Source organism: Nocardia sp. NPDC004568, from assembly GCF_040609955.1.
Lineage (GTDB): Bacteria > Actinomycetota > Actinomycetes > Mycobacteriales > Mycobacteriaceae > Nocardia.
In genome coordinates this window covers 16,407-31,068 of the sequence record NZ_JBEXLL010000024.1, presented here as the reverse complement: position 1 = coordinate 31,068, position 14,662 = coordinate 16,407, and the positions used below count along the sequence as shown (strand labels likewise).

Below are 14,662 nucleotides of genomic sequence, written 5' to 3'. Positions count from 1 at the left end.
CAGATGACCGAAAGCGCAGGACACGGCCACCCGCCGCGCGCTCCGGCCGCGGTGGATGGCAGCATGGACCGGGTGTCCGATGTGCTCACTCACCTGCCAGAAGCCCGTCCCGCGTTGACCGCGGACGAGATCGACGCCGCAGCCGAACGCATCTCCGACATCATCGAGCCCACCCCCCTGCAACTATGCCCCCGCCTATCGCAGCTGACCGGCTCCCAGGTGTACCTCAAACGCGAGGACCTCACCGTCGTCCGCTCGTATAAGCTGCGCGGCGCGTACAACCTGGTGGTCCAGCTCAGCGACGCCGAGCGCGCGGCCGGTGTGGTCGCGGCGAGCGCCGGTAACCACGCCCAGGGGGTGGCCTTCGCCTGCCGGGCCATGGGTATCACCGGCCGCATCTACGTCCCCACCACCACCCCCAGACAGAAGCGCGACCGGATCCGGGTCCACGGCGGCCAGTTCGTCGAACTGATCGCCGTCGGCGAAACCTTCGACGCCGCCGCGGCCGCGGCGGCCGACGATGTCCGGCGCACCGGCGCCACCATGGTGCCCCCGTTCGACGACACCCGGACCGCGGCCGGCCAGGGCACCATCGCCGCCGAGATCCTGGATCAGCTGGGAACCGCGCCGGATCTGGTGGTGGTCCCCGTCGGCGGCGGCGGCTGCCTCGCCGGTATCGGCACCTACCTGCGGAAACGCGCCCCGGAGACCGCCATCCTCGCGGTGGAGCCCGCAGGCGCGGCCTCGATGACCGCGGCGCTGGTCGCGGGCGGGCCGGTGACCCTGCCCGAGGTCGACCCGTTCGTCGACGGTGCCGCGGTCCGCCGCGTCGGCCGGGTGCCCTACGACGCGGTGGCCGGTTTCGGCGGACGGGTGGTATCGCACGGTTCCCTGCCCCTGCTCATCTCGACCGAACCGCCCGGTGGCGCCGGCGCCTTCCGGCTGCTGCGCGTGGACGAGGGCGCGGTCTGCACCGCCATGCTGGACCTGTACCAGAGCGAGGGAATCATCGCCGAGCCCGCGGGCGCGCTGGCGGTGACCGGGCTGCTGGAATCGCCGCCGGAACCCGGGTCCACCGTCGTCTGCCTGGTCTCGGGGGGCAACAACGATGTGTCCCGGTACGGCGAGGTCATCGAACGCTCGCTGGTGCACCAGGGGCTCAAGCACTATTTCCTGGTGGACTTCCCGCAGGAACCGGGAGCGCTGCGCCGGTTCCTCGACGAAGTACTGGGTCCCGACGACGACATCACCCTGTTCGAATACGTCAAGCGCAACAACCGGGAAACCGGCGCCGCGCTCGTCGGTGTGGAACTGGGCGAACGCACCGGCCTGCAACCGCTGCTGGACCGGATCGCTCATTCCCCGATCCAGTGCGAGCGGCTCGAACCGGGCTCCCCGGCCTACCGCTATCTGACCTGACCGATCAGGCCGCGGCCTCCCGCGGTGCGCCGCGGCCGATCCGGGCGGCCGAGCGGGCTCCGGACATGACCAGGGGCAGCAGCCACGCGAACGCGGACTGATCCACGGCCAGGGTTTCCATGGCGAGCCGGTTGTGCACGAATCCGAGCGAGATACCGCTGTCCGGATCCGCCCAGCCGAACGAGCCGCCCAGCCCGATATGCCCGAACCCGCGGGGGGCGCCCAGGGTGGGCATGGCGTGATAGCCGAGATGCCACAGGGGCCCCATGTAGAGGAACAACCCGGTGTCGGGCCGGAACCGTTCGATCCGGCGAATGGCCTGGACGGTGGCGCCGGACAGGTACCGGCTGCCGCCGGCGAGCCCGTTGCAGGCCAGCGGTTCGTACACCGCGGCCAGCCCGTTGGCACTGCACACGCCGTTCGCGGCCGGCATCTCGCTGTCCAGCAGTGGCGGGTTCGGGCCGGTCAGGATGGCCTCGGCGCCGGGGATGAACAGGGAACGGCTGCTCACCCCGAGCGCGCCGGGAATGGCCTGCAACAGCGTGACCAGTCGGGAGCCACGCGGCGTGCCGGCGAAGGAGAAGCCCGTGCCGAAGCTCTCGGCCGCCACGGTGACCGACCCCGCGGGTGGACGGCCCAGGTGCACACCGTCGGTGCCCAGCGGGATCGCGACCTCGCGCTGGAACAGTTCCCTCATACTGACGCCGGTGACCTCCCGGGCCAGTCCGGCGAGCAGCCAGCCGAAGGTCATCGCGTGGTAGGCCGGGACACCGAGCAGCCGGTCCGGGGTGGCGGCGGCCAGACGTTCCGCCATGAGTTCGTGGTCGAGCAGGTCCGCCCCCTGCGCCGCCAGGGCTCCGACGCCGGACAGACCGGCCGAATGGGTGAGCACCTGCCGGACGGTGATCTTGTCCTTGTTGTTACAGCCGAACGCGGGCCAGTATTCGCAGACCGGGGCGTCGTAGTCGACGAGACCGCGATCGGCGAGCCGATGCACAACCGTTGCCGCGATGCCCTTGGTCGCCGAGAAGACCACCGCGCCGGTATCACGACTCCACGGGCGGTCCGGCGCGGACTCCCCCGTCCAGATATCGAGAACCGGTTCCCCGTGCCGATACACCGCCAGCGCCGCACCTACGCCCTTCCGGCCACCGTAGACCCGGGTGAATGCGGACGTCAGCCGCCGAAATTCTGCTCCGGCGTTACCGGAATAAGCGACGCTGCTCATCCTTACACAGTAAGGTCATTCGAGGTTTCCGGCAATATCCGTCCCGGACGGTATGCCGTCGGGTACGCTGCCGGACCCGCCCGCGCAGGCCACCGGATCCGCCCGCGCGGCCGGTTCGTCGACCCCCGGAATGTAATCGTCCGGGACAGCTACTTCCCGGAAAATACGATACGGACACTTTCGGCCCCGGGCGGCAATTCCACCGGTAAAGGAAACAAATCGGTAAAGAATTACCGCGCTCGCTTCGGCGTGGAATAGTCACCGCATTCGCCCGGCCGGTGCTCCGCCGCCCGCCCGGGCCGTACCGGTGCCCGGCATCAACGATTTCGTGAGGACTCCCCGGTCGAGGGCATATTTCAAAAACCGCGAACCGACCCGGCCCGACCCGCCCGTGACCTGTCGCGGCGGCCGGCGATACCGGCACCCGGGCAATATCGACGACACTGGATAAACGTCGGAAAGTCGAGTTTCTCGGACCCGATATGTTCCGTCGATATAGTGGCCGCATGACCTCCTTGGCACCGCCGGTCGTGCGGGACCAGGTGCGCGGTGACGCGCTCCCGGTCGCCGACGCGGCCATCTACGCAGGCTGGTTCTCCTGCCTGGCCGACCCGACCCGGGTCCGGTTACTGCACCAGGTCGCCACGAGCCCCGCCGGCATCCATATCGGTGAAATCGCCGAAGCACTCGGTATCGGACAGCCGACCGTCTCCCACCATGTCCGCAAGCTCACCGACGCCGGGTTCGTGACAGTACACAAAGAGGGCACCGCCACCCTCGTCACCGTCAATCCACACCGCTGCACCGAACTGCCGCACACCGCCGACGCGGTGATGGGCCTGCTCACCCCCCAGCCGCCCTGCCCGGACGAGCCACCCGGCGATATCACGGTCCGGGCGCTGACCGAGGCGGACTGGGAACCCGTGCGTGCCATCCACGCCGCGCGCGGGTCGGCCTACCCCGCCGTCGGCGCGGCCGACGCGCCCGATCGGGAGACCCTGGACCGCCAGTGGCTGCCCGGACACCGCTGGGTCGCCGAAGCCGACGGCCGGATCGCCGGGTGGGCGGCCCTCACCCCGGTTTCGGGCCACGAGTTCTACCGGGACGTCGCCGACAGTTGCGTGATGGTCGCCGACGAACTCGAAGGCCGCGGCGTCGGCACCGCACTGCTGCGCCGTCAGGTGACGGCCGCCGAGGAGGCGGGTCTGCGCGCCTTGCAGACCACCGTGTTCCCGGAGGACCGGGCCGGGCTCTCCCTGCACCACGCCGCGGGCTTCCGTACCGTCGGCATCCGGGAGCGCAGCGGCCGCTCCGAAGGTCGCTGGCGCGACGCGGTACTGCTGGAACGGCGTAGTCCGCTGAACTGACCACACCGGCCGGGCCGGCCGCGGCGTTACGGCCCGGTCCGGACCGGCCGCAGAATCACCTTCAACCACAGCGTCGACAGTCCGCACAGCACGCACAGCACCGCCACGCCGCCGCTCGCCCACTCGGCGGCGGACAGTCCGCGCAGGCCCGCCTCGCCGAATCGCGCGAGCGGATACACCCCGATCACGAGCATCGCGACGGTGCCCAGCAGCGAGACCAGCGAGGTGGGCAACCAGCGCAGCCAGCGGAACGGGCGCACCGTCTCGTCCGGCGCCGCCCCGGAGAACACCCGCTGCACTCGCTCCCAGGCCACACTGTTGACCACCAGAACCGCGAGATCGAGCAGCAGTGCGCCGATCGCGAACGACACCGCTCCGGGCGGGGCGGCGGGTTCCGGTCCGGGCAACGGCAGCAGCCCGGCGGCCAGCGGATAGCAGGCGAGAACGAGACCGCCCGCGGCCAGCGCCGCCCACATCACCGACCAGTTCCGGCGGGTGACGGCCAGCGCCACCGTGGCGGCGCGTTCGGCCGGAGAGCACGCGTCGTACCATCCGGGCGCACCGGCCGAAATTTTCATAACAGCTGCCCCGCACCCCGTCGGTACTGCCCAACACTCCGCGCACGGTCCGGTATCCCGGCCGTCCGCCTGTCCGCCGAACTCTAGCCGCGTCCGGCGGCCGAGGCACCGGTTCGGCTCCGGCCGGGCCGACACGACCGGGGACGACCGCCCGGCCGGTCACCGGCGGGCGGACCGCGCGATCATTACCACCGTGGAGCAACGACAGGCGGCGCACACCACCGAAGAGGTGGTCGGACTGGTCGCGCAGACTTTTCTCCGGGACCGCGACCAATTCGTCGACGAGTTGTCGCACCTGATGCGCGCGCAGGTACCGGCGCTGGACCAGGACCCCCGGCTGCGCGAACTGATGGAGGACGGGACCACCGACAACCTGATGGAAGTCCTGCAGTTCCTGCAGAACGAGGCCGGCGAGGACGATGTCCGGGCACCGGAGCGGGCTCTGGCGTACGCCCGGATCCTCGCCCAGCGCGATGTCCCGGCGTCGGCGTTGATCCGGGCGTACCGGATCGGGCAGGCCGGCTTCCTGGACACCGGTATGCGCTACGCCATCGAATTCGGCGGCGGCGGCCCGGTGACCACCTCGGCGATCGTGCACATCGTCAATCGCACCTCGGTGTACATCGATCGGGTCTGCGAGCAGGTCGGTGTCGCCTACGAACAGGAACGCGACCGCTGGGTCGGCAACCGGGGTGGTCTCCGGCAGCAGTGGGTGACCCGGCTGCTCAACGGCACGACCACCGATGCCGAGGCAGCGGAGCAGGTGCTGCACTACCCGCTGACCCGTGGACACCTCGCGATCGACGCCTGGGCCGACTCGCATATCGACCCCGCCACGGCCGTGCAGGTTTTCGACCACCTCCGCACGGCGCTCACCACCGTGTTCGACCGAGCGCACGGAAACCTGCTGGTGCCGGTGGACGAGCACGAGGCCCGGATGTGGTTCGCCCTCCCGCACGAGACGCCCGTCGACAGCGCCGCGATCGAACAGTTGCTCTCCGACCGGGCTCTGCCGGTGCGGGTGGCCTTCGGCGGCTACGGCACCGGGATCGCCGGGTTCCGGCGCACCGCGGGTCAAGCCGACCGGGTCCGCCGGCTCGCGCTGCTGGGCGGGGAGCACGGCGCCCGGGTCCTCTCTCATCCCGAGGTGTCGGCGGTCGCCCTGCTGGCCGGCGATATGGACACGCTGCGCGAATTCGTCGCCGACGAACTCGGCGAACTGGCCGTGGACAACGAGCGCAACCTCTGGCTGCGGGAAACACTGCGCGTGTTCCTCGCCGTGAACCGCAGTTACGCGGCAGCCGCCACGCGACTGGCCGTCCATCGCAATACGGTCCAGTACCGCGTCCGGCAGGCGCTGAACCTCATCGGCGTGAGCACCGACGCGCCCGGCGCGGATCTGTATCCGCGACTTGCCCTGCAGGCCACCCATCTGCTCGGTGCCGCGGTGTTGCGATCGGAGCGGGAACAGCACTGAGCCGCGAACGCCGGCCCGGCCGGACCCCGGGCGCATTACCGCGGGCACGACAGCCATTGCGCCGCGCACGACAGCCAGTGTGCCGCGCACGACAGCCATTGCGCCGCGCGCACGACAGGCAATGCGCCGCGCGCACGATGCGCATGTGCTGCGCGCACAAATGCCCGCCGAGCTTTCATGCGGCCGGAATATGGTCCGCCCCGCAGTATGCGCCGTAAGGTTCAGTCATCCCCGGAAACCGGTGTCCACCTGAGTAGTCGGGCCGCCGGCAACCGGTTCGCCGCGCCCGCCCCGGGTGGTGTCGCGGACCCTCCCATCCGTCGTGCCGGCGTCGTCGCGCTACGCGCTGCCCTTTTCCAGGAGTTCTCCGTGCCCTCGATTCAAACCGTCCGCGGTGCCGTGGACACCGCCGATCTCGGTGTCACCCTCATGCACGAGCACGTTTTCGTGCTCAGCTCCGATGTCCAGCAGAACTTTTCGCACGAGTGGGGTTCGGAGGACGAGCGCATCGAGGACGCGGTGCGGCAGCTCACCACCGCCTACGAGGCCGGCGTGCGCACGATCGTGGACCCCACCGTGGTGGGCCTGGGCCGCTACATCCCGCGGATCGCGCAGATCGCGCAGCGGGTTCCGCTGCAACTGATCGTGGCCACCGGCCTCTACACCTACAACGATGTCCCGTTCTTCTTCCACTACCGCGGACCGGCGCTCGATCCGCTGGTCGGCACCCATGTCCCCGATCCGATGGTCGATATGTTCGTCGGCGATATCCGCGACGGTATCGCCGGGACCGGTGTCCGGGCGGGCATGCTCAAATGCGCGATCGACGCGGAGGGACTGAACCCCGGTGTCGAACGGGTGATGCGGGCGGTGGCGCGGGCCCACCACGAGACCGGAGTGCCGATCACCGTACACACCCACCCCGAATCGGGCTCCGGCTTCGAGGTCAAACGCGTCATGTGCGCCGAGGAGGGAGTCGACCCGACCCGGATCGTCCTGGGCCACAGCGGTGACACCACGGATCTGGACTACCTGACCGCACTCGCGGACTCCGGGTTCGTCCTGGGCATGGACCGGTTCGGGATCAACCTCGAGACCACCTTCGAAGCGCGCGCCGATACTCTCATCGAGATGGTGCGCCGCGGCTACGCCGAGCGCATGGTGCTCTCGCAGGACGCCAGCTGCTATATCGACTGGATGGAGCCGGCCATGCGGGCGGCGGTCCTGCCGCAGTGGCACTACACCCACCTGTTCGACGACGTCTTTCCCTATGTACTGGATCGCGGTATCGAGGAGCGGCAGCTGCAGACGATGCTCGTCGAGGTGCCTCGCAGGTTCTTCGCCGCCGGGTGAACCGTGGTCGCGGTGCCGCGACCACACCCGACCCGGGTGCGCGGACCGGACCGGACCGGACCGGACGCTAGGGTGGTCGATCATGCCTGGTCTGCCCGTTCCGCGCGCCCGCGCGCTGCTCGCCGTTCTGCTCCTCGCCGTCGCTCTGCTGGCGACCGCGTGCGGCAGCGGCGGCGGTGACGGCACCGCTCGCGACCTGTGCGCGCCGCCGGGGCCGGAGGCGGCCACCGCGGCCCCGGCGAACCTCACCGCCCCGGGTGCGGGCACCGAGGATCGTTTCACGACCGAATCGACCGAACCGCCGGCCGCGGTGGACATCTCCCGGCTGGGCCTGATCCGGCCCGGCGTGCTGAGCGTCGGGACCCTCTCAGACGCGCCACCGAGTATCTGTGTGAACTCCGCCGGCGCGTTCACCGGTTTCGACAACGAACTGCTGCGCGCGGCAGCCGCGAAGATCGGGTTGCGGGTCGAGTTCTCCGGGACCGAGTTCGCCGGTCTGCTGGCCCAGGTCGCGGGCAAGCGCTTCGATGTGGGGTCCTCCAACATCACCACCACCGATGCCCGCCGCGAGATGGTCGGTTTCACCAACGGTTACGATTTCGGCTACTTCTCGCTGGTCGTCAAGGACGGCAGCCCGGTGCACGGGTTCACCGATCTGGGGCCCGGTTCCCGGGTGGCGGTGGTGCAGGGCACGGTCCAGGACGAATACGTCGTCAACGAACTCGGCCTGGATCCGGTGAAGTTCCCGGACTACAACACCGCCTACGCGAATGTGAAAACCGGCCAGGTGGACGCGTGGGTCGCCCCGTCGGCGCAGGCCCAGGGCGCGATCGCGCCGGGTGATGCGACATCGGTCGTGGACAACTCGTTCAGTCTGGACAATTTCGTCGCCTGGGCGGTCGCCAAGGACAACACACCGCTGATCGACGCCCTCAACTCCGGGCTGGACGCGGTGATCGCCGACGGTACCTACGCCCGGCTCTACAGCGACTGGGTGCCCCGGGAACTGCCGCCCGGCTGGAAGCCCGGATCGAAGGCCGCGCCGGTCCCGCAGCTGCCCGATTTCGCCGCGATCGCCGCCGAACAGGGCCCGCGGCAGCAGATCACGCAGGCGCCGAAATCGACCCTCGAGCAGCTGCGCGACACCTTCTTCGACTGGTCGCTCTACCGTCAGGCCTTCCCGGACCTGTTCAAGACCGGCCTGCCCAACACACTGATCCTCGCCCTGGTCTCCGGTGTGCTGGGCACCGTAATCGGCATGCTGCTCGCGGTGGCCGGAATCTCGCGGACCCGCTGGCTGCGCTGGCCGGCCCGGGTGTACACCGATATCTTCCGCGGCCTGCCCGCGGTGGTCATCATCCTGCTCATCGGCCTGGGCGTCGGGCCGGTGGTCAGCGGTCTCACCGGCAACAACCCCTACTGGCTCGGCGCCGTGGCGCTGGCCCTGCTGGCCTCGGCCTATATCGGCGAGATCTTCCGCTCCGGTATCCAATCGGTGGAGCCGGGGCAACTCGAGGCCGCCCGGGCGATCGGCTTCGGCTACCGGCAGGCGATGACGCTGGTGGTGATCCCGCAGGGGGTGCGCCGGGTGCTGCCCGCGCTGATGAACCAGTTCATCGCGTTGATCAAGGATTCGTCGCTGATCTACTTCCTGGGACTGCTGGCCACCCAACGCGAATTGTTCGCGGTCGGCCGCGATCTGAACGCCCAGACCGGCAATCTGTCACCGCTGGTGGCCGCCGGTCTGGTCTATCTGCTGCTGACCATCCCACTCACCCATCTGGTGAACTACATCGACCGGCGGATGCGCACCGGCCGGCCCGATCAGCCGATCGACCCGGTCGAACAGTCCGCCATCACCGAAGGCCGGGGGTAACCGATGAGCGCCTCACTGACCGGCACCGGACTCCACCTGCGGCTGGGCGGCAATCAGATCCTGCGCGGGGTGGACATCCATGTCGACGCGGGTAAGACCACGACCGTGATCGGCCCGTCCGGTTCCGGCAAATCCACCCTGCTGCGGGTCCTCAACCGGCTCCACGAACCCGATGCCGGAGATATCCTGATCGACGGCGAATCGGTGCTCGCCGAGAACCCCGACCGGCTGCGGCAGCGCATCGGGATGGTCTTCCAGCAGTTCAATCTCTTCCCGCATCGGACGGTGGCCGACAATATCGCGCTGGGTCCGCGCAAGCTGCGCGGCCTGTCGAAGGACGAGGCCCGCACCCTGGCACTGGAACAACTCGAGGTCGTGGGGCTCACCGGCAAGGCCGATTCCCGGCCCGCCAACCTCTCCGGTGGTCAGCAACAGCGGGTGGCGATCGCCCGGGCGCTGGCCATGAAACCGGACATCATGTTCTTCGACGAGGCCACCTCCGCACTGGATCCGGAACTGGTCAAGGGTGTACTCGCGCTGATGTCGGAACTGGCCGCGGGCGGTATGTCGATGATCGTGGTGACCCACGAGATGGGATTCGCCCGCAGCGTCTCCGACCATGTGGTGTTCATGGACGGCGGCGTGGTGGTGGAGTCGGGCAGCCCGGACGACCTGTTCGACAATGCCGGAACACCGCGGCTGCGCAGGTTTCTCGACCAGGTGCTGTGACTCGACGATACTGAACCCATGAGCGAGGATTCCGGATCGGCGAACCCCTACGGCACCCCCACCACCAGCGGGCCCCGGCCCATCGGCCGGGCCCAGGGCGTGACCAACCGGGTGGTCCGCACGCTGCTACGGCTGCCGGGCCTGTCCGGGGTGATCGGTAAACGGCTTGCGACACTGCACGTGGTAGGCCGCAAATCCGGTCGCGCCTACGATATTCCGGTCGCCTACACCGTGCACGGACAGACACTGCTGATCGGCACCTCCCGGCGACCGTGGGTGCAGAACCTGGCGACCGGCACCCCGCTCACCATCACCCGCGGCGCCCGGCCCGAACAGTTCGACCCGGTCGTGCACACCGCGGCCGAGGATGTACTGCGTCTGTTCGAGATCATCGCCCGGGACAACCGCACCAACGCCGGTTACAACGGCATCGGTTTCGACGCCGAGGGCAATCCGAACAAGGCCGATATCTACCAGACCTGGCAGTTCGGTGGTGTCGTGATCGAACTGCGGCCGGTGCGATGACACGGAACCGGCCGCGCGTACCGCGCGGCCGGCGGCCTCGATACCGCCACGAAGCGGAACGCCGGCTCCTGTGGGCCGGAAAGACGGCGAGCTCTCCAGGCATCCGCGCGCACGAACTCGCGTGACCGATCACCGATATCGAACCGCCGAGGAACCTGCAGGCAGTTCTGCGCTTCCGGCGTGAATGCCCGGTCGACCGAGCAACCATCACGGGTCCACGGTGCTCTGTGGTGCCCGCCCATGCCACTGCCGGTGAGTGCGTACGCGGGGTTGACAAACGTGACCGCGCCGGAGAGGCTGATGCGGAACAGCGGGGAGTTGCATCGTAACGAAAAAAGGGGGATGTCAGTGCTTTTGCGTAGCCGATAACCGTAGTCGCATTCGAAGAGGAGAGCACGCAGAGGCAGGACTCGGCAGTATGTCACCACCGGGCTACAACGGCGGATTTTTCAATCACTACGACGACCCGGACGAGTTCTGGGACGAGGAGCCACTGACCCCGACGCAACGGAGTGCAAGCAGCTCGTACACGGCACCGATCACACATCCCGCTCCCCGACCCACTGAACATCCCAGTCCGGGGACGGGACCGGATCGCGAATCCTCGACCCCTAGTTGGAACCGATCGGATTCGTTCACCGCGGAAGATACGCGGGCCGCGCCGGGCAGTTCGTTCGCGACAGTCGAAGTCGATCGAGGTCTGCTACCGATCCAGTTGCGACTCGGCCCGCAGTGGCACCGCCACGTGGGCCCCGGCGACACCGGCGACGAGTTGATGCGTGCGTACAAGAAGTCGGTCGAAGCCTGTCTGGGCAAACTGGTGACCGGCGAATTCCGCCACGCTTGCCCGGTTCCCGACCGTCGCACGGTTCTGATGCTCCTCCTCGACACATCGAGCTGGCCGGAATATCGCGAAACCCAGCGGCGCATACTCACGCGAGGCACCTTCGATGTGCACGGTCGAGCGCTGGTCGACGGCGCACCTGCCATCTCGATCACAGCGGACTGTTTTCAGCTGAAATCAATATTCGTACGGTCGGAATGGGCACAAAAAGCCCATCCGATGGACCTGGTCGACGAATTCCTGTCTCTCGCGGATCGGGTTCGCGAACTCCGGCCGAGTTTCCCGGTTCGTGGCGATTACTCGCGATATTCGGACGAAGATCTCGAATTTCACCATTCTCGCCATCGCAACAGTCTCATAGAAGGTTTGGGGGTCTGATCATGGCTACACCGTCACAGCAAGCCATTACCGTCGCCGTAGGCGCTGTACGCACCGCTGCCAACAATTGGGACGAGGCCGCTGCCGCCTTGGAGGCAGCACGAGTCGCCACCGCGGGGGCGAAATTCGAACAGCTCGAAGCAGGTGTCTTCGCTCTGGCATACGAAAAATACAAGGACGTTCCCGATTTCTTCGCCGAAAGAATGAAAGAGGGAATTACAGTATGTAATGAAATCGCTACGACACTCCGCCAGGTGGCAGATACCTACGAAGCCGAGGATGCGCAGAACGCGCATGCACTCAGTAATCTCTACTAGGGGGACCGCGTGGCCGAAGATACGAATCCGCAGACCAGGACGGACCTGACCACCAATATCGAACAAATCAAAACGAAGGCGGAAGAGCTCAAAGACCAGCCGGATAGGGTGAACGACGCATTCGGGAATATCGTCCTGGCCGTTCGCGTAACCGGTTGGGGCTTCTTCGGCCTCGTGGGAGGCGGGGGCGCAGAAGCCGTCGTCGACCGGCTCTGGGACGAGCGGGACAAGGTACTGAAATATATCGAGGACGCCGGCACCAAATTGGCGGAACTGATCAAGGGCATAGCGGTACCCATCACGTTCATAAATTATGCCAATGCATGGCGAGATGTCGCGAGCGCGATCACCAATGCCGGTACCCAGATCGACGAGACCAAACTCAATGCCCATTGGACCGGAATTGCCGCCGAGGCATACGAGAATTCTCGCATTCGGCAGGCTAAACCGTGTGGACAACAGGCACTTCCGGCCTCGTGCGAAACGATTGCAACCTCCCTGGAGGATGTCGCGGTAAAAACACTGGAACTCTACCGGGAAATAGTCGAAGCGATTCTCTCGTTGATCTCCAGCATCGGCGAGATAGTTGCGGCCGCGGCAACCGGCCCGGTCGCCGCGGCTCAAACCGGTGATATCGTCGCAGCGATCGGAAACGCCTACAATGCGATCGCCCAGGCGGTCGGCAGTATCGCCTCGTCGGCACAGAACAGCATCATCAACGGAAACAAGATCGCGCAGGCCAGTTCGGATATCGACGGACTACCCGATAACAAATGGCCGCCGATGGCTGTCGACGCGAATTCCGTATTCGATGACGCAACCGTCTTGGACGGAACGAACAAGTGGTCGGTCAAGACAGATAGGGTGACCCAATGAGCGGGATCGCGCTGCGCACGATTTTCACGGCGGCGGCGATCATCTCCATCGCACTCGTTTCAGCGTGCGGAGTGGGCAGCAGCAAGGGCGCCGCGGCGGCCGACTCCGGCCACGCGATTCGCGAACAGTGCGACCGAACGCTCACCTTCTTCGAAAGCGACCTGGGCATAGCGGAGCTGGCCATCGAATACGGTCGCGTCGATCCCGATGACACAATAGGGCGGGGAGCGACCTGCACGCTGACGAAGGCATCCCTCGTAGGAGTGGGTGAAACCCGGCTTCGGGCAATGTTACCCGGCGAGTCGGAACCGGCCTTGATCGAAGACGACCCGAACTACATTCCGCAAACCGGGTACGACGAGAAGGTATGGCTGAACCGAACCAGCGGTTCGGTCAGGATCGTCACGGCAGCGGGCGGCTGGCAGGGAACGCTGAACCTCGATTCGGCTCAGATCAACAATGTCGGTGCGGATCCGGAGTGGGAGATCTCCGACCCCAAGATTCGTGCGGCAGCGGAGTTCCTGATCGATCTGACCAGGGAATTGACGTCACAGAACTGACCTCGATCTCGCACAGGGGACGAGGCGGCCAGATGTGTCCGGTCCACCGGCCGGACAGTCCGTGGACCGAGGTGGGCTCGCCCGTGCGGTGGGCCGGTTGCCGGGCCGACGGACCCGGTGGGTGATCGAATCGCACAGGCTTCGATCACCCATGGCCGTGGCCGAGTATCAGCGCTGACGCCAGCTCAGCGGACCCGGTAGATCGACGCTGTTCTTCCTGGTCCGGGAGTTCCACGACCATGGGCCGATCTTGATACTCCACGAGGACAGCCCCGACTGGGTGTAGTTCAACTTCAACGGTCCGAAGGATTGGCGTTTACGGAACCTGATGGGCATGAGCGACCTCCCTGGCTCTGCCCCAGGATAACGGATCGGGATGAGCCTTCGTAGCTTTCGGCGGTCAGCGGTGCCAGGGTAGAGAACGTGGGCATCTATCGCGACCGTTTCGTACCGCGCCTGGTGAATGTGGCCTGTGGGATGAAGGCCAATGAGCCGCTGCGTGAGCGTGTTTGTGCCGGATTGTCCGGTCGGGTGATCGAACTCGGCTTCGGCTCCGGCCTGAATGTGCCCTTCTACGCGGACGCGGTGGACTCGGTGAGCGCTGTCGAACCGGCGGATCTCGGCTGGGAGTTGTCGGCTCGGCGCCGGGCCACTGCCCGGGTCCCGATCGAACGCGCAGGACTGGACGGGCAATCGCTACCGTTCTCGGACGGCAGTTTCGATGCCGCGCTGTCGACCTGGACGATGTGCACGATTCCCGATATCGAGGCCGCGCTCGCGGAGCTACGACGAGTACTGGTACCCGGCGGCACTCTGCACTTCGTCGAGCACGGATTGGCCCCCGACCCGAAGGTGCAGCGCTGGCAGCACCGGCTCGACCCACTACAGCAGCGGATCGCCGGTGGCTGCCATCTCGATCGCGATATCCGCGGCCTCATCGAATCGGCCGGCTTCGGTATCCGTGAATTGGATGTCTTCCGCGGGCAGGGGCCCGCCTTCATCGATACCCAATCGCTGGGCGTGGCAGTCAACCCGTGAGATCTCCGGCGGCCCGCGGACACGGCACAGCGGTGTACCACGACCGGGCATCGGCGTCCAGGACGACAGCAACGCCACCGGTATCGAACCAGACGGC

The 14,662-nt window shown here is 67.2% G+C and carries 15 protein-coding genes; 12 read left to right on the top strand and 3 right to left on the bottom strand.

Going from position 1 to position 14,662, the window contains the following annotated elements; genetic code table 11:
* Window positions 1-63 precede the first annotated feature (63 nt).
* Window positions 64-1,419, top strand: coding sequence for a threonine ammonia-lyase IlvA (ilvA, locus tag ABZV91_RS13835; protein ID WP_355240426.1), 1,356 nt, complete (start codon window positions 64-66; stop codon window positions 1,417-1,419).
* A 4-nt stretch (window positions 1,420-1,423) separates the two neighbouring features.
* On the opposite strand, the gene ABZV91_RS13830 is transcribed toward ilvA, so the two are convergent.
* On the bottom strand, window positions 1,424-2,647 hold the full coding sequence (locus ABZV91_RS13830; protein ID WP_355240296.1) for a serine hydrolase domain-containing protein: 1,224 nt from the start codon (window positions 2,645-2,647) through the stop codon (window positions 1,424-1,426).
* Window positions 2,648-3,153: 506 nt separating this feature from the next.
* Between ABZV91_RS13830 and ABZV91_RS13825 the strand changes: the two genes are divergently transcribed.
* Entirely contained in the window at window positions 3,154-4,014 is an 861-nt protein-coding gene (locus ABZV91_RS13825; RefSeq protein WP_355240293.1) for a metalloregulator ArsR/SmtB family transcription factor, read from the top strand.
* Window positions 4,015-4,040: 26 nt separating this feature from the next.
* Here ABZV91_RS13825 and ABZV91_RS13820 read toward each other — a convergent pair whose 3' ends face one another.
* Window positions 4,041-4,592 (bottom strand): hypothetical protein, encoded by a 552-nt coding sequence (locus tag ABZV91_RS13820; RefSeq protein WP_355240290.1) that lies wholly within the window; start codon window positions 4,590-4,592, stop codon window positions 4,041-4,043.
* 193 nt (window positions 4,593-4,785) lie between these two features.
* Between ABZV91_RS13820 and ABZV91_RS13815 the strand changes: the two genes are divergently transcribed.
* The 9 genes from ABZV91_RS13815 (at window position 4,786) to ABZV91_RS13775 (ending at window position 13,527) form a co-directional block, all read left to right on the top strand.
* Window positions 4,786-6,069: a helix-turn-helix domain-containing protein gene (locus ABZV91_RS13815; RefSeq protein WP_355240287.1), complete on the top strand. Its 1,284-nt coding sequence runs from the start codon at window positions 4,786-4,788 to the stop codon at window positions 6,067-6,069.
* Between the two features lie 369 nt (window positions 6,070-6,438).
* Window positions 6,439-7,422, top strand: coding sequence for a phosphotriesterase-related protein (locus ABZV91_RS13810; RefSeq protein ID WP_355240284.1), 984 nt, complete (start codon window positions 6,439-6,441; stop codon window positions 7,420-7,422).
* Between the two features lie 82 nt (window positions 7,423-7,504).
* Window positions 7,505-9,298: an ABC transporter substrate-binding protein/permease gene (locus ABZV91_RS13805; protein ID WP_355240281.1), complete on the top strand. Its 1,794-nt coding sequence runs from the start codon at window positions 7,505-7,507 to the stop codon at window positions 9,296-9,298.
* A 3-nt stretch (window positions 9,299-9,301) separates the two neighbouring features.
* Complete coding sequence (locus ABZV91_RS13800; RefSeq protein WP_355240278.1) at window positions 9,302-10,027, top strand: amino acid ABC transporter ATP-binding protein; 726 nt, start codon at window positions 9,302-9,304, stop codon at window positions 10,025-10,027.
* Between the two features lie 18 nt (window positions 10,028-10,045).
* A complete protein-coding gene (locus tag ABZV91_RS13795; RefSeq protein WP_355240275.1) occupies window positions 10,046-10,552 on the top strand; it encodes a hypothetical protein in 507 nt (168 codons plus the stop codon).
* Window positions 10,553-10,970: 418 nt separating this feature from the next.
* On the top strand, window positions 10,971-11,774 hold the full coding sequence (locus ABZV91_RS13790) for a hypothetical protein (RefSeq protein WP_355240272.1): 804 nt from the start codon (window positions 10,971-10,973) through the stop codon (window positions 11,772-11,774).
* Between the two features lie 2 nt (window positions 11,775-11,776).
* Window positions 11,777-12,091 carry a type VII secretion target gene (locus ABZV91_RS13785; RefSeq protein WP_355240269.1) on the top strand — a complete coding sequence of 105 codons (315 nt, stop codon included), beginning with the start codon at window positions 11,777-11,779 and terminating at the stop codon, window positions 12,089-12,091.
* Between the two features lie 9 nt (window positions 12,092-12,100).
* Window positions 12,101-12,967 carry a hypothetical protein gene (locus ABZV91_RS13780; protein WP_355240266.1) on the top strand — a complete coding sequence of 289 codons (867 nt, stop codon included), beginning with the start codon at window positions 12,101-12,103 and terminating at the stop codon, window positions 12,965-12,967.
* Entirely contained in the window at window positions 12,964-13,527 is a 564-nt protein-coding gene (locus tag ABZV91_RS13775; RefSeq protein WP_355240263.1) for a hypothetical protein, read from the top strand. Before ABZV91_RS13780 ends, ABZV91_RS13775 begins: the two co-directional genes overlap by 4 nt.
* Window positions 13,528-13,695: 168 nt before the next feature.
* On the opposite strand, the gene ABZV91_RS13770 is transcribed toward ABZV91_RS13775, so the two are convergent.
* A complete protein-coding gene (locus ABZV91_RS13770) occupies window positions 13,696-13,863 on the bottom strand; it encodes a DUF4236 domain-containing protein (RefSeq protein ID WP_355240260.1) in 168 nt (55 codons plus the stop codon).
* Window positions 13,864-13,950: 87 nt separating this feature from the next.
* On the opposite strand from ABZV91_RS13770, the gene ABZV91_RS13765 reads away from it, so the two are divergent.
* Window positions 13,951-14,565 carry a class I SAM-dependent methyltransferase gene (locus tag ABZV91_RS13765; protein WP_355240257.1) on the top strand — a complete coding sequence of 205 codons (615 nt, stop codon included), beginning with the start codon at window positions 13,951-13,953 and terminating at the stop codon, window positions 14,563-14,565.
* Window positions 14,566-14,662: the final 97 nt, after the last annotated feature.